Source organism: Leptospira abararensis, from assembly GCF_016918735.1.
Lineage (GTDB): Bacteria > Spirochaetota > Leptospiria > Leptospirales > Leptospiraceae > Leptospira_A > Leptospira_A abararensis.
Genome location: NZ_JAFFPR010000019.1, coordinates 108691 through 124842 on the forward strand (window position 1 = coordinate 108691; position 16152 = coordinate 124842).

Sequence of the window (16152 nt, forward strand, 5' to 3'; positions counted from 1 at the left end):
TTTATGGGTTTTAAACACCAAACACATCCGATCCAAATTCCAGTACCTGGTGGGAAAACTATTGATGAACATTTTGGGATTCCTTCTTCAGGGAATGCTGATATTTCTATCGCACGGATGGTGGCACCCGCCGGTTGGGGTGAACCCTTCCAGACACCTAACTTTGATGAGTGGACATTGATGGTACGCGGTAAAAAACAAATTGAAGTGGAGGGGAAATTTGTAATCCTTTCTGCCGGAGAGTCCCTTTTTATAGAGAAGGGAACTCGGGTGCGCTATTCCAACCCTTTTCCCGATGAGGCAGAATACTGGTCCATTTGTACACCAGCCTTCTCAATGGATTTAGTGAATCGGGAACTGGAAACGTAAAGATTGTATGGGTACTGAGGAGAAACCAACAGCGGACTTAAGTTTCTTAAAAAAAGAAATGAAACCCGCGCTTTTTCCAGAGGGTTCCCTTATCATTCAACAATATTCGTTAGGTGATTCGTTTTATTTTATAGAATCGGGTACAGTCGAAGTTTGGAAATATTTAGATGAGAGTAAACAAGAAGTATTAGTCATTGGAGATCTGGTCGCCGGAGATTATTTTGGTGAAATTGCGCTCATTGACTCTGCACCTCGGACTGTAAATATATCTGCTAAAGAAAACTCGGTTCTCTACAAACTAACAAGAGAAGATTTCCATCGTTTGTTGCAAACAAGTCCTGAAATGACATTAACTCTTTTGAAATTGTTAACGGCAAGAGTTCGCAATGCAGAACAAAGAGAGAATCAAGTTTTGATTCAAAAGAATATGGAACTTCGCCGTCAGAATGAAACATTGGAAGAGATGGTAAAAGAAAGGACGGCAAAGTTAACTCAATCTTTGAAAATTATTCAAGAGGATCTGGAAACAGCCAAAACCATTCAAAGAAATATTTTACCTTTGGGACTTCGACATATAGCACATTTGGATTTTGGATCTCGATTTGAACCAATGACCGAAGTGGGTGGTGATATATTTGATGTCATTCGTTTAGAAAAATCTAAAATAAGATTATTTTTAGCAGATGCGATTGGGCATGGTGTCCAGGCGGCCCTCATCACTATGGCCATTAAAGCAGAGTACGATCATATCAAACACAATGCACCAAACCCGGCAGATGTTTTGTATGCTCTCAATCAAATTTTTATTGATCGTTATGGTAAAAAATCGAATCAATTCACTGCAGTCATAGTGGACTTAAATTTAGAGGAAAATAGTTTAACTTATTCTTCGGCAGGTCACAATGAGCCTTATGTGGTTACTAAAGATAAGATCATACCTCTACCTGAGTCTGGGGTGATGTTAGGTTTGGAGAAGGATGTCGAATATTCCAATCATTCCTTACCTTTTGGGTTGGGGGCTCGTTTATTTATGATTTCGGATGGGTATTTGGAGCAGGAAAACGACGAGGGAATTCTCCTGGGAGAGGTCAAATTGCTTTCCAGTTTTGAATCTGCTAGGAGTTTGGATCTAAATCTAGTAGCTACGATCCATTTGTTAATGGATGATTTTCATTCCTTTCGGGGCAAAACATCTATGATGGATGATGTTACGATTCTTGGAATCGGTACGAGTTATTAAATAGGAGATAAACTTTGGGTTTAATCATTGCATATATTTTGTTTCTTTTGAATTTATTATCGATCATACCAACCATGTATCCGTTATACATTTGGAAGTTGGTGACAACCGGTTCTGCAAGAAGGTTTGGTGACAGGCTTCTTTTAAAGGTAGGAGAAGCATGGATTGAAAACAACTATCGAATTTCCCGAATGTTATATGGTGTTCAATTTGAAGTGATTGGAGACGCGTACAAAGAACTGAAACAAGATGGGAGATATATGATTATTTGTAATCACCAATCTTGGTCTGATATTTATATCATTCAATCGGTTCTAAATCGAAAGATTCCGCTCATTAGGTTTTTTATTAAAGATTCGTTAAGGTATGTTCCAATACTTGGACATGCTTGGCTTGCTTTAGATTTTCCGTTTGTAAAAAGAAGTAGCCGAGAACAATTGAAAAAAAATCCAGAACTTGCGTCCAAAGATTTAGAAAACGTTAAAAAAGTTTGTGAAAAATTTGTCGGAATGCCTTTTTCCATTTTAAACTTTTTGGAGGGCCACAGAAGGACTCCAGAACGAGTGCAAAAATTATTAAAGAAAAATCCTTACCAACATTTACTTCGCCCTCATAGTGGTGGGATTTCAGTTGTGTCCACGGCACTAAAGAATTCGCTTGATGCTTTTATTGATTTAACGATTGTTTATCCTACTGAAAACCCAAGTTTCTTAGATTTGATGCAAGGAAAAATCCGAAAACTAAAAGTGTTTGTCGATGTGATTCCTGCTTCCCTTGTTCCAATTGAAGAAAATGAACAATTCGCGCCGATGTCAAAAAAAATGAAACGTTGGGTAGATGAGCGATGGTCTATGAAAGACGCTTTGATTGAAAAGGAGAAACAACCAAAATGAAATACTCAGTAATTAACTTCTTCGTTTTTTCAATTCTCTTTTCTTGTCGGACATTTGCACCAGTTGCTTATGAACCTCCAGTCAAACCAGAACCGGTTGGAGTGTATGCACCGAATACCGAATTACAAAAATCTATTTTACTTGCCATTGGCAAGGTGAAAGGTTTGGAATCTTTGGATGTCGATACGGATGGAAATATTTACGGCGGGGATAAAGAGGGACGTATCATTAAGATCTCTTTAAAAGGCGAAATTAAACCAATCGCCAATACCTCTGGTCGACCTTTGGGAATTCAGTTTGATAAACAAGGTAATCTCATCATTGCAGATGCATATCGAGGTCTTCTTTCTTTGGACAAAGCAGGAAAGTTGACAGTCCTCGTTTCGGGATACAAAGGGAAACCCTTTCAGTTTACAGATGATTTAGATATTGCGGAAGACGGAAAAATTTACTTTTCTGATGCTTCGGTCTATGAACAAAAGGAATATCTTTATGATCTTTTAGAAGCAAGGCCGTATGGACGAGTTTTTGTTTATGATCCAAAAACCAAAGAAACAGAACTTCTTGCGGACGAATTGTACTTTGCCAACGGAATTGCATTGTCTAAAAATGAAGATTTCCTTCTTGTGAATGAAACTTACCGATATAAGATCACAAAACTTTGGTTAAAAGGCCCCAAAAAAGGCGCTAAAGAAACAGTCATTGAAAATCTGCCAGGTTTTCCTGATAATATCACTCGTAACGAAAATGGTGATTTCTGGGTAGCTTTGTTTACGGTAAGAAACGATCGTATGGATAATATGCATCCATCGCCTGTTGTTAAAAGAATGATTTCCTTCCTTCCTAAATTCCTTTGGCCTAAAGCAGAGCCATATGGATATGCACTTAAAATCAATGGCAACGGCAAAGTGCTTATGACTTTACAAGACCCTGGTGGAGAACACTTAAAAGAAGTAACGAGCGTATTAGAGAAGAAAAGACAGCTCTATATCGGCAGTTTGTACAATGACCGAGTGGGGATTTACGTTTTACCTTAAGGGAATAAAAAATAAATGATTTTTTGCACACCTTGGCCAAATTGGTTTGGTTAAGGTGTGCAAGCGTAATCGTATTCCACGGCCCCAAGACTTACAGCACCATCACTGCCTGGCCTTGATCCACTTCCATTATAACTGTTTGTAATGATTTGATTCGTCGATTTTGTAATCAAACAAGAAGTCGTCGGTGTAGGAGTATAATCAGTAGCGGAAACAAAGTTAGGATTGAGATTTAAATTATTTCCAAAGTTCGCGGCAAGACCAAGGGGTATGCCTATGCCACAACCGGAAGTGGTCGGGATTCCTCCGCAAAGGTCTGTATAATTAAGTGAGTTTTGTATCACCAAATTAGTACAGTTGAATAAATTATTGAATTTTATGGCTGTTTGGAGTCCAGCTCCTCCATTATGAATACAAGCATTTCCAACCGTATCGGTATTTAAAAACAAAATGTTATTTTGAATGTCTAGTGTTGAGGAACCAGAGGTAATGAATATTGGTGTTTGGTTACTGACTCCCGATCCACTACTGATTGTATTGTGATAAATTCTGACGGGAGTGAATACTCCTGAGAGCTCCATTCCTCTTGCGCGTGCGTTACTATTTCCGTTTCTAATCCAGTTGTTTGACACCAAGAGTGCACCTGGATTAGAAAGTTGGATCCCTGATACGAGGGTCGCCGTCGATGAACCTGTCGCTGTTCCTAAGCGGAAAGAATTTTCGTTGATAGTAGAGGCTGCGTTAAGTGATGCCCCACTGATTCCAACTGCGTAAGCAGTGGCTGTTGTTGAAGTAGCATTCCCCACAATGAAAACATTGTTTTCGACACTTGAGGTTCCACCGCCAGATCCAATGTAGATCCCCATAGAGTAGGCTGCAAGTGAGTTAGTGGCATTTCCCGTTTGTATCACATTTCTTCTAACTGTATGTCCAGCAGACAAATACATACCATAAGATGCGTAAATAGTGTTGGATCCTGAAGTGATAAGATTCCCTTGGGTTGGTGAACCAACTTGTATGCTTGTGGCAGATAAGAATCGGATCCCAATGGATTGGTAGGCATTAGCGGCTGTAATAATATTTCCAGAAAGAATGCCAGTTGAACTTGCTCCCGTTTGTATATCTAGTCCAATACTTAAGGAAGATGTTGTGATTAATGGATCACTATTTACTTGCCCACCAGAGAGTGTATTGCCACGTATGTTGGACACAATCAGTCCGGCAGAGCCATTATAGAACACAGCTCTAGATTCTGCATCGGCAATCAAATCATCACCCCCACCATTGATGGAATTACCTAGAAGGATGGGAGTGAGTGTTGCTGCGGAGGACATATAAACACCTGCAGACTTGCACGCAGGATTTGAACACTTTCCGCCACCAATCTCATTGAGAATTAAGTAGGGATTGCTATTTAGGGCAAATACACCGTAAGTACCGCCAGTTCCTGATCCACCATTGATTTTGTTATTGATGAATCGCATAGTATTAGTCGCATTTAGAGAGATACCAGCCATGAAGGGAGCAGGAGCTATTCCTGCTTTGATATCAAAACCAGATACTACTGTAGTTGCTGCGACGGTTCCATCGGCATAGATGGGGGAACATGGTGTCGTTGATGTAGAGGCAGCACAACTTGCGGGTGTAGTAGCCATTGTTATAATGGATGTATCAAGTGTTGTATCGCGAGTTGAAAAGTTTGAACTTAAAGTATAACTTCCATAAAGGGAGACACCTGAAACAATTTGAATTCGATCTCCAACGGCAGATGAATCGTAAGTACCAGCTTCTACTAACACAGCACAATCTCCAGATCCACATACACCAAAATCATTGATGGCTGATTGAATATTTCTTTTGGGACTAGCGGCAGTTAGCCCGTTATTGGTATCTAGTCCTGTTTGTGATACATAGCGAATATTAGATGGAATCAGGTAGAGTAAGGTTACCGAAGAAGAAAGAGGATGACCACTCACACTCAAACAATTTAGAGTTAGGGTTCTATGTCCAGTCAACCAAGAATCGGTTGCTGCTGGTGCAACGATAAGAGTGTCATTGGTAAGAGTTGTCGTTGTCACTGAGTATACTACTGGAATTCCTAAGTTAGTATTGAGTGTTCCCACTGAACCAGTGCAACTGGCAGCATTGATTTCTGCAGAAAATTGTAGACGTATACTCTCAGACGGTTGGAGAATTCCTCCATTGGAAGGAAGAAAAGACAATACGCTAAAACAATTGGCAGTCACAGAAATGGTTCCTGTCACTGTACCCCCAGTGGAATCTAAAACACATTGATGATTCGGTGGTGTTGAGACCACTTGAAGGCTGTAAGTATTATTAGTGATAATATTAGTTGGAAATCTATGCAATCCATTGGTTGGGATAGAAAGAACTTCCGAATTATTATTTCTAATAATGAGTGTACCTGAGGCGATCCCAACGGCTGTGATTTCAATGGGAAAGGCTGTGGAATTACATGCAATGGCGATGTTTGTGACATTATTGCCTGAGATGAAATTGGAACCGTTTGTTACGAGACAATTCTGAACGGGATGATTAGGTTGTGTGGTTACGGTAACATTATAAGCAGTTCCATCCAAGTAAGTTTGTGTGAACGCAAAAGTTCCTGAAGCCACTGCTACATTGAGTGTGGATCCATCTACAGAGTTCGTAAGGACAAGTCCGGTGATTCCATCTAGGCCCGTGATGGTACCACCAATCGTATAACGCAATGGATCACAATTGACAATAATAGAATTAACATTCCCAAAGCCAACGACTCCTATCCCGCCAGCTATGTAACAAGTTTGCACAGGAAGGGTGGGTTGTGTCTTAATGGTAACAGTGAAATTACTTCCTGTTGTTAGCGCTGTAATAAATTCGTAACTACCATCCGAATTGACAACGATCGTTTCTGCTCCTGAATTTAGATCAATGGCGAGTCCAGATCCAAGTAGTCCGGATACTGTGACTGAAACTTTATAGGGTCCTGTATTGACTAAACTTCGCAACTGAAGGAAGTCGCCGACTGATTGCAAAACTCCTTTGGATAGACTGGGGATACATGCCTGAAAAAGAAAGACGGGGATGAGGATGGCATTCCTAAAAAATTTTGCAGAACTCTTCATATTCTCTAGTTTATACAACAATTGAAGGGGGGAAACATTGTCATTTTGTTTACGTCTAATCGAATAAAAGTAGGATTACACTCGTGGATTTTAGTTTTTCTTATTACATCGGGCTTTCCGGAATCATGGTTTTCACTATATCAGGTGCCTTGGCAGCTCTGGAACATAAGGACCACCACCACGATCTTTTCAGTGTTTTTTTTACGGGTTTTATCACTGCTATTGGAGGAGGGACTTTAAGAGACATTACTCTTGGAAATTATCCAGTGTCCTGGGTGCGAGATGAGAATATCCTCTGGGCCATCTTCATTGGCTTTTTACTCGTCATTCTTTTGCCAGGGATTCTTACCAAACTTAGAGATGAACTTTTTCTTTTTGATACCTTGGGAATTGGGATTTATACTGTGATTGGAACGAGGATTGCCTTAGACCATGGAGTTAACTTTTTTGCTTCCGCACTCCTTGGAATGATCTCTGCAATTTTTGGAGGAGTGATTCGAGATACGCTGATGAATGAAGTTCCATTTATCTTCAGGAAAGAAATATATGCTACAGCCTGTTTGGTGGGATCTGTTTTATATATTATACTCAACGTATTCAATATAAATGACAATTGGAACTTAGTGATTTCTGCAACAGTTGTTGTTGGCATCAGAGTGGTTGCAGTTCGTTATAATTTGGGTCTTCCTAAAATCAAACTTTTTGATTAATTAGTACACAAACGTAGTAAAATCAAGGATTAAACCCTTTTGCGATTCCGTACTTACCGCAAGATTTTTTCGTTTCGCTATTTTATTGTTAAACGCTTGCATTAGAAAAATATTTACATTGTATGGAGTAGAAGTACAGCTATCAAAAATGGCCTAGGGAATTCCCTTTCGGTTCTTCTTCGTTACTTGAGGTATTATGGCAAGTCCAAAGGCTGTCACGTTAGAATACAAACAAGACTTAGGTCTTCATTCCAATATTGATAATATCAATCATCCCATTGCAGAAAATGCACCATTTCATTTTAAATTTTTTCAAATCACGGATGAGGTAGAAAATACCTTATTTCAAGTTTTGGATCGATTTTTGTTACAGCTTGACCTAATTATTGTTAGAGACTCTGTTTTGGCTGCTGTAAAAGAAACAGTTACCAATGCAATTAAGGCAAATGCAAAACGTGTATTCTTTAAAAACCGAGCAAGTAATATCGAAAACGAAGCTGAATACGAAACAGGGATAGCAGAGTTTAAAAAAACATATTTAGAAAATCGGGAACTAATTGAAGATTCGCTACAAAGAAATAATTTTGGAGTCTTCGTATCTTTCATTCATAATAAAAGTTTGATGCGGATTCGAATCATGAATAATGTCCAACTCACTCCAACAGAATCAGCTAGGATCAAGGAAAGAATTGATAAAGCAAAAACCTATAATGATTTAGCGGAAGCATTTATGGATATGTCAAACGAACAAGAAGGTGCGGGTCTTGGTTTGATTATGACACTCATGATGTTGCGTAACGATGGATTGGGTGATTCTGCATTCAAATTTGAATCAAGCGAAAACAAAACCGTATTTATGATTGATATTCCTTCAAAGGTTTCCAAAGAGAACCAACAGTTGGAAAAAATAGATCATATTATTTCTCAAATCGATAATTTACCAACGTTTCCAAAAGCCATCAAAGACATTCAGGATGCCATTGATAAACCAAACTCGAGTATTGGAACCATAGCAGAAATGATCAAAAAAGACATCGCTCTATCTGCCAATATTCTAAAGTTATCCAATTCTGCTGCTTTTCGTAGAGGGGGAAGGGTTGAAAGTTTGGACCGCGCCATCCAACTGATTGGACTAAAAGAATTACAAACTTTGTTGTATAGCCTTGGAACCAAGCAGATGTTAGAAGATAAATTTCCTGCATTTACTGCAATATGGGAAAAATCTAATGAGTCCGCATTTTACTGCAAAGCCATCGGGCAAAAAATGGGGTTGGCTAAAGCTGATCTCAGTAATTTAATTGCCGCTTCTCTTTTACATGATATTGGTGAAATTTTACTTTTATCTTTTGATAAACAACATATGTCAAAAATCAAAACCTATTCCAATTCGCGAGAAATTGCCTCCACCATCAGTATGGAAGAATCGGCGATTGGCATTACACATTCTAAGTTAGGCGCCATGGTTGGTGAAAAATGGAGTTTCCCCATTTTATACACTAAAGCAATGGAATTTCATCATAGGCCGCTTCTTGTTGACGATGTGTATTCTGATATAGTATTTCCGATTTATTTGAGTGATATGATGATCTCAATCAATGCAAAAGAAGCAAAATCCTCAGAGATACCAGCAGAAATTTTAAAACTCTGTAAGTTTCATTCAAAGTCTGAATTTGATTCTTTTCGCACTACAATTAGAGAACAATTTCTATCGTATTAGATAGTTTTACGGCAGTTAAACTATCTTTGTAACTTTTTGTAGAGTTCATATCGAGAACGGAATTCTTGGTATCTGGGAATAGAAACTCCTCTAACATAAGATTGGTTGGGATGATTTTGGATAAAATTTTGGTGGTATCCTTCCGCTTGGTAAAATTCTTTTAATTCTTGGTATTCAGTTACAATCGGATCTTTCCAAATCTGATTTTCCTGAATTTCTTTTTGAATTTTTTTTGCGATTGTACGTTCTATTTCTGAAGAATAAAAGAGAATGGATCTATAGGAAGACCCTTCATCCGGACCTTGTTTGTTTAGGGTAGTTGGGTTATGAGAAAGGAAAAAAATCCTACAAAGCTCCGCATAATCAATCTTAGCCGGATCATAATAAACAAGAACAGTTTCGGCATGTCCTGTTGTTTCTGTGTTCACTAAATCGTAACTGGGGTTTTTTGTATGTCCACCGGCATAACCTGAGACAACCTCCAAAACTCCGGGAACAGATTCAAAGATATGTTCGGAACACCAAAAACAACCTTCAGCAAAGGCTGCTAATTTTTGCCCTTCTTTGGGTTGTAGGGAGATCCTTTGTACACTACTATCTTTGTCAGAAAAAATACTGCAGTAAGAAAAAAGAAAAGTAAAAGCGACGCTAAAGCTGAGAACCAGTGGCAAAAAAATGAAAGGTCGTGTTGTTCGTATTGAGGAAACCATATCCTTTAGATTGTTTTTTACCGTAGTTAGGAATTAAAAGAAAGAGGGCCTTACTGAGGTGTAACGTCTTTTTCCTTAGGAAATTGGTCGGGGTTGGTTTCCGATCCTCTTTCTCCTCTGCCTCTATATACAAAAACACGAGATCCGGAAAGGCTGGCCATCGGTTTGTAAAAATTCTGTTTGATAAAGTAACCTAAAATTGTGACACCAAGGGAAGCAGAGTAAATCCAATTTTCAGAATGCCCTCCGTAACCAAAAACAAAAGATCCGGATAAAATTAAGCTCTGGCTAAGTAACCAAACAGTAGTTCTATTGAGAAGAAACTTGTACCAACCAATCTCAGTGACTTGATTGCGAATGCCTTGTAATAAAATTCCGACAACAGGAATTCGTAGCAAAAATCCCAAAAGACCGAAGACCACAATAAAAATCAGAAGTAACCAAAAGGATGAAAAAAATAAATTCCACCAAAAAAGAAACTGTAGTGGGGCGATGAGTCCAGAGGGCCAAGAAAAGGCAGCGGAAAAAAAAAGGATGAGAACCCAAAAGAATGTGAGATAAAAACCGAACACGAGTGAATGGAAATTTAAATCTGAAGTTCCTGCAAGAAAAATTTATTTCAATTTTACTTCGGAAAAAAAATCATTTTTAGCCCGACAATCACGGTAAAGATTCCAAAAAACCGAGATAAGGTAGTGGTGTCAATTTTGGATGCGGCACTGGCCCCAAAAATACTCCCCAATATAAAACCGGCGCTGATAAAGGCAGCGGCAAAGATATTGGTTTCTCCTCGCGTATAATAGATATAAGCTGCAACAATTCCAATCGGAGGAACCATGGCGGCAAGTGTAGTTCCTTGGGCTATTTTTTGGTTAAAATCAAAAAAATAAACAAGGGCAGGAACAAGTAAGATCCCACCACCAATACCAACAAGCCCTCCAAGGATTCCGGCTCCAACACCTAACAATAAAAATAAGATCCCAATGCTCATGATACTTTCCCACAAGCACGGTTCGCGGGTACCGCTTCATGAATTTTTTTTGGTTCGGGAAGGTTCAAATTGTCCATAATCTCTTTAAATTCAATGAGAGATTTTCCGGCAATACGAGGATTCCATTTTTTTTCTTCTCCGATGGTGGTAGAGAGAAATCCTTTGTAATCATGCCCCGGTAGAACGATTGTATCATCAGGTAAAGTGAACAGTTTTTCTGTTATGGACTTGTACAGATCGTCCGCACTCCCACCTTGAAAATCGGTGCGACCACAACCTCGGACAAAGAGTGCATCTCCTGAAAAAAGATATTTTCCGTTCAAAAGAAGGGAAATGGAGCAAGGTGTATGGCCTGGGGTATGGATGACACGAAATTTTAAATTCCCAATGTTAAATAGATCTCCATCATTTAGAAATTTAGATGCGCAAGTCGCCCCGGAATGTTTTGAGGCAAAGGACTCAGAGTTTGTTTTTTCCCTGAATACGCCTGCAGAAGTGATATGGTCCGCATGCATATGTGTGTCTATCGTCGTTGAAAGTGTGTAACCAAGTTCTTGGAGCAGTGCCAAGTCTCTATCGAATCGTTCTAAGACAGGATCGATCAAGACAGACTGTTTGGATTCTTTATCAAGTGCCAGATAGGTCCAGGTTCCTGATTCTAAATCATACAGTGGTCGGATTTCAATATTATCTTTTGAATTGGTAATCATAAAACTCTCCTTTTGCAAAATCCATTGGTCACGATGGTTTTGACCATTGGTATCATCTCGTAGGGGTTTTTGAGTGGATCTAAATACCATACCCCCTATAGTATATACTTGTATTGACGAAGAATCTGGCAACTAAAAATTAGGTGAAAAGGAGAAAGTATGAAATCTTTCCTGATATTGGGAGTTGTGATTGGACTTCTTTTTATTTTCGTAAAACGAATCCAATCGAAAGGAGATAAAGATATGGTAAAACAATGGATTCAAAATGGAGCGATCGTTGTTGATGTTCGAACAAAATCTGAATATGCGGAAGGCCACTATTCTGGTGCGATGAATATTCCTGTGGATGTTCTTCCGGCTAATTTAAACCAGCTGAAGGATAAAAAAACGAGTATTGTTGTCTATTGTCGGTCGGGTGCTCGCAGTGAACGTGCCAAACAAATTTTACAAGCGAGTGGTTATACTTCCGTGCTCAATGCAGGTGGACTTAGCGATATGCCATAGGATCATTATCTTAAAGTGCCTTTATACTACGCTGGTAGACATTTTTGATTTATACCGGTGTAGTGTGTAAAGGTCAGAAAGTTTACTTTGGTCTTCCAAAGAGAGTTCTAAAAATTCAGCTCCCATAAGGTATTTATGAAGGCCTACTTCTTCTTTTCTAATCACTTTGATTTTAGCATTGATTTCTTGGTGAGAATCAGATTCACGAAGTTTTACATCGAAGGATTCGTTTAAAGTAATGTCGTCTTCTGTATCAAAAGCAATCCCCGTAACCGAAATATTTTTCGAAATGGTTTTGAGAGTTTTATCGGGTAAAATAAATAGTAACTCTAAATTGGCATCAAATCGCAGACTACTTCTTTTCTCATTGGAATAAGCAACGATTTGGTTTTTGCCTGAATACTTAGCCGTATACAATGCACGGTCGGCGAGATCATACATATCTTCGCAGGTTTTTACTTTTTCCGGAAAAGATACAATCCCACCACTGAGAGTCACCGATTTTCCACTCAGTTGGATGGTTCGACAGGCTTCCAAAAGTTTTTCCGATGCAATCATTGCTTGTTCTTCATTGGTTTGTGGAAAAATAACGGCAAATTCTTCACCACCAATTCGGCAAGCAGTGTCTTCCATACGCAAACAGGATGTGATTTGTTTGGCAACCTTTGTAAGGATTTCATCGCCCGTTGTATGTCCATAGGTATCATTGATTTTTTTGAAATCATCGATGTCCATGATAAGTAAAGATAAGTTTTGATTGTATCTTGTGGATTGTTTGAACTCGCGAACCAGTGCTGTTTCAAAATGTCTGCGATTGTATAATCTTGTGAGTTCATCGACTAATATCAATTTTTCGGTGTCAGCGAAGAGTTTCATTTCGATGATTTTTGGATTTTTGAATTTTGGATTGATGTTTGTAAAATAATCAAACAGGGCAACGCGAAGTCCAACCTGACGATTCATACACTCAGAAAGTTTGATTTTGTTTTTTACGACTTCTTTCCAAATCAATTCGGATTCGTTTTCGGGGATATCAACGGATGCGAGGACTTTTAAAATTGCGGAATAAATTTGCCCATCTTCTAGATGATGGATTTGGCTTTCTTTAATTTGGGAGAGTAGGTTTTCCTCATGGTTAGGATCCTCTTCCAAAATTGCCGTAATGGTGTCTTCGATTCTTTGTCCGGGGCGACCGGTTAGATTGGGCTTTAACATGGCACGCTAAGGTTTATCAATTTATTTCCCACGATTTCCCAAAATTCTAGGAAAGCCACCTCTTGTAAAGACAGGTTTTACTACTAAAACTCCGTTCAGGGTAAGGGGAAATCCCTTAGGTGGCTGTTAGTTGTTTGGACTGGGTGTGGATGGCATTGATCTCTTCATAAAGGAGTTGTACAGAGTCTGCTAGCTTTTGTGTGGTTTCATCAATGACAGTGATTGCATGAGTGATTTCTTTACTACCTGACATTTGTTCTTGTGCAATCACTCCAATTTGTTCGGACAATACATGGAGTTCGGAGAAAGTGACTCTAAGTTTGGCGTTCAAACCTTCTTGTTCGGTGACGTGACCTTCCAAACTCAAAATTTCGCTTTCGATTCGGAGCAGTTCCTGATTTTGGCTTTCCACTTGGTTTTTTACTTCTTGGGAATATCTTGTGCCTTCGTTAATTTTTAGACCCGCTTCTTTCACAATCTTTGCGATGGTTCCTGCATTGGACTGAGAACGTTCTGCAAGTTTTGCCACTTCCTGAGCCACAACAGCAAATCCACGTCCATGTTCCCCAGCTCGTGCAGCTTCAATTGATGCATTTAATGCAAGTAAGTTGGTCTGGTCAGCAATTTCTGACATCATTTGGTTGATTTCTTCCACTTTAGAGAAAGCTTGATTAAGCTCTGCATAGATACTGTTGAGTTCTTCTGAAGACGTTTTTACTTTTTTGCTAAAATCAGCGGAAAGACTTACATCTTTGGCAATTTGAGTGGTTTTCGTTTTTACATTTTCACTAATATTTTGAAGAGATAAAAAGTTTTGGTCTACTATTTTGACTCTTGCTACTTGGTCTTCCACCAAATTTGCAGAACTGATTGCTGAAGAAGAAAGTTCTTCCACAGAAGCTGAGATTTCTTCAACAGAGGCAGCTTGATTTTGGGATTGGTTGTGGAGTTCATCTGACATGGATTGTAAAGTTTCTACGGAAGTGGCAAGTGTGTTTGCCGATTTCTCCATTTGATTGGATTTTCCAGTAATAAAAATTTGATTTTCCAAAGTTTCTTTCAATTTAGTTTTTAAGTCAGTTTGCATTTCTCGGATCAGAGCTACCACATAACGTAAACTAAAAATAACACCGAAGTAAAAAATAATTTTCTGAACTTCGGTTGCGACTATGATATTGTTTGCTCGCAACATCTCAAGATGTGGTTTAGCGACGAGGACTGCCCCTAATTTTGCTGAAAAATAAATTCCACCGATGTATAGACATGTGGAAATGACTCCCACGATCATCACTAATTTAGATTCAAAGAGGAAGCTGGAATAAATGGCAATGAAGACAAAAATGATATAAAAAATCCCTGCGGTGATAGTATTACTGGCATCCCCTTTTACATAATTATTATAAACATCTAAGTAAAAAAAGCTAACTAAGATTAGTAAATCGATAAATATAATCGTAAATGCCCAAGCTCTTGTGATTTCTTTTCCTTTTCGTAGGAAATAACCGGGAATAAGACCATTCAAGAGAAAGATTAGTGAACCGATAAAATTTGGAATAAAACTTTTGGTTGCAAAGTTTGCAGCCACTCCTAAAAGAAATATCGCACTCAATCCGTACTTTGTGTACACAATCAATGAAATTCCTTTGCGAAATAAAGATCTTTCAAATTGACTGATTTCGTTTGTTTCTGCGGACATTCCCTAGTCTCCTCGCCAGCTGGTCTTTTTGTCGATCCTTTATTTCAGTCAACTTCCGACCAGTTATACTGTAACACGATGTATATTCTCTATGACGATAAAAAATCTATATTTCTCGTACCTCTGGAGTGATTCTCAGTGTTTACTTAATTTTAGAACAGATTGTCTACCTAAAAGAAGAAAGAGATTGAGTATCAATTGTATTATGAGTTGTCCTTTCTAATGATTGTATATTTCTATGATTAATCAATGTTGAATTCGGCCATGTTTGTTAATCAAAAATCTATTTTATTGGTCGAAGACCAAGCCGTATTGGCAATGATGCAGATAAAAATTTTAAACTCTGCGGGTTTTATGGTTCACCATGTTTCTACCGGTGAGGCTGCTATTTCTTTTCTTGGTCATAAAACAAAACCAATCGATATCATCCTTATGGATATTGACTTGGGTTCTGGAATGGATGGAACGACAGCTGCCAAAGAAATTCTTTTGTTACATTCTATCCCTCTCGTTTTTTTATCCTCACATACAGAAGCTGAAATTATCGATAGAACTGAATCCATCACATCCTATGGTTATATCCTTAAAACATCTGGCGAAATTGTTTTGATTGCATCGATTAAAATGGCCTTACGATTGTTTGATAGTAATCAAAAAAAAACTGAGGCTCAGGAACTTTTCGAAAAAGCATTTTTAGTAAGTCCTATCGCCATGTCGTTACATGACACGAGTAATCAATTCCAATTTGTAAACGTGAATCCGGCATTTGAAAAATTGGTTGGATACGAGAAAAGGGAAGTGGTCGGTAAAACTAGTTTGGATTTAAATATGTATGTTAATGATGCAGATAGTGCAGAAATTAGAAAAAAATTCTTAACTAATGGAAAACTAACAGGGTTTAAACATCGTTTTCGAATCAGAAATGGGGAAATCAAAGAAGGAAACTTAAGTATGGAAATGGTGGAAATCAACGGAAAACCACATGCTTTGACTTTTCAAAACTTTCTTTTTTAGAAAAACTTCCCAAATGACCACCTAATTGATGTAAATCTAATTTATTACTTGCCCTAAATTAGGGAAATCGGATATTCTAATTCCGTGACAATTCGTTCCTTTTGTTTTACGTTTTCGTTCTTATGGGTCATCATTTCTTGCGGACAACCTGAAATATCTAATCCCTGCGATTTGAATTCCAAATCTTTTTTCAAAAACCTGCTTTTAAAAAGCGCCGT

Annotated in this window: 15 protein-coding genes; 8 read left to right on the forward strand and 7 right to left on the reverse strand. The window is 38.4% G+C overall.

The features are described 5' to 3' along the window. The first annotated feature begins 3 nt into the window (after positions 1-3). From JWG40_RS06250 to JWG40_RS06265, 4 genes are read left to right on the forward strand one after another with little or no spacing between them, the layout of a single operon-like run. Positions 4-369 (forward strand): cupin domain-containing protein, encoded by a 366-nt coding sequence (locus tag JWG40_RS06250; RefSeq protein WP_205284986.1) that lies wholly within the window; start codon positions 4-6, stop codon positions 367-369. A 7-nt stretch (positions 370-376) separates the two neighbouring features. Then, entirely contained in the window at positions 377-1609 is a 1233-nt protein-coding gene (locus tag JWG40_RS06255; protein ID WP_205284987.1) for a PP2C family protein-serine/threonine phosphatase, read from the forward strand. 14 nt (positions 1610-1623) lie between these two features. Continuing rightward, positions 1624-2502 (forward strand): acetyltransferase, encoded by an 879-nt coding sequence (locus tag JWG40_RS06260; protein ID WP_205284988.1) that lies wholly within the window; start codon positions 1624-1626, stop codon positions 2500-2502. Continuing rightward, entirely contained in the window at positions 2499-3539 is a 1041-nt protein-coding gene (locus tag JWG40_RS06265; RefSeq protein WP_205284989.1) for an SMP-30/gluconolactonase/LRE family protein, read from the forward strand. The genes JWG40_RS06260 and JWG40_RS06265 overlap by 4 nt, the downstream gene beginning before the upstream one ends. A 50-nt stretch (positions 3540-3589) precedes the next feature. On the opposite strand, the gene JWG40_RS06270 is transcribed toward JWG40_RS06265, so the two are convergent. Then, complete coding sequence (locus JWG40_RS06270) at positions 3590-6667, reverse strand: beta strand repeat-containing protein (RefSeq protein WP_205284990.1); 3078 nt, start codon at positions 6665-6667, stop codon at positions 3590-3592. 83 nt (positions 6668-6750) lie between these two features. Here JWG40_RS06270 and JWG40_RS06275 point away from each other — a divergent pair, with 83 nt between their 5' ends. Then, a complete protein-coding gene (locus tag JWG40_RS06275; protein ID WP_205284991.1) occupies positions 6751-7377 on the forward strand; it encodes a trimeric intracellular cation channel family protein in 627 nt (208 codons plus the stop codon). A 196-nt stretch (positions 7378-7573) separates the two neighbouring features. Continuing rightward, positions 7574-9094 (forward strand): HDOD domain-containing protein, encoded by a 1521-nt coding sequence (locus tag JWG40_RS06280; protein ID WP_205284992.1) that lies wholly within the window; start codon positions 7574-7576, stop codon positions 9092-9094. 20 nt (positions 9095-9114) lie between these two features. On the opposite strand, the gene msrA is transcribed toward JWG40_RS06280, so the two are convergent. The 4 genes from msrA to JWG40_RS06300 are packed head-to-tail and all read right to left on the reverse strand — an operon-like array spanning position 9115 to position 11505. Next, on the reverse strand, positions 9115-9804 hold the full coding sequence (msrA, locus tag JWG40_RS06285; protein ID WP_205284993.1) for a peptide-methionine (S)-S-oxide reductase MsrA: 690 nt from the start codon (positions 9802-9804) through the stop codon (positions 9115-9117). Positions 9805-9854: 50 nt separating this feature from the next. Continuing rightward, positions 9855-10376, reverse strand: a complete 522-nt coding sequence (locus tag JWG40_RS06290; RefSeq protein WP_205284994.1) for a hypothetical protein — start codon at positions 10374-10376, stop codon at positions 9855-9857. A 53-nt stretch (positions 10377-10429) separates the two neighbouring features. After that, complete coding sequence (locus JWG40_RS06295) at positions 10430-10795, reverse strand: TSUP family transporter (protein WP_205284995.1); 366 nt, start codon at positions 10793-10795, stop codon at positions 10430-10432. Then, positions 10792-11505, reverse strand: coding sequence for an MBL fold metallo-hydrolase (locus JWG40_RS06300; RefSeq protein WP_205285020.1), 714 nt, complete (start codon positions 11503-11505; stop codon positions 10792-10794). Before JWG40_RS06300 ends, JWG40_RS06295 begins: the two co-directional genes overlap by 4 nt. Before the next feature lie 159 nt (positions 11506-11664). On the opposite strand from JWG40_RS06300, the gene JWG40_RS06305 reads away from it, so the two are divergent. Then, the gene (locus JWG40_RS06305; RefSeq protein ID WP_205284996.1) at positions 11665-12009 is read left to right on the forward strand and encodes a rhodanese-like domain-containing protein; all 345 of its coding nucleotides are present in this window, start codon (positions 11665-11667) and stop codon (positions 12007-12009) included. A 21-nt stretch (positions 12010-12030) separates the two neighbouring features. On the opposite strand, the gene JWG40_RS06310 is transcribed toward JWG40_RS06305, so the two are convergent. Then, positions 12031-13224, reverse strand: coding sequence for a diguanylate cyclase (locus tag JWG40_RS06310; RefSeq protein WP_205284997.1), 1194 nt, complete (start codon positions 13222-13224; stop codon positions 12031-12033). A 115-nt stretch (positions 13225-13339) separates the two neighbouring features. After that, positions 13340-14920 carry a methyl-accepting chemotaxis protein gene (locus JWG40_RS06315; RefSeq protein WP_205284998.1) on the reverse strand — a complete coding sequence of 527 codons (1581 nt, stop codon included), beginning with the start codon at positions 14918-14920 and terminating at the stop codon, positions 13340-13342. Between the two features lie 264 nt (positions 14921-15184). Here JWG40_RS06315 and JWG40_RS06320 point away from each other — a divergent pair, with 264 nt between their 5' ends. Beyond that, positions 15185-15934, forward strand: coding sequence for a response regulator (locus JWG40_RS06320; protein ID WP_205284999.1), 750 nt, complete (start codon positions 15185-15187; stop codon positions 15932-15934). Positions 15935-16152 lie beyond the last annotated feature (218 nt).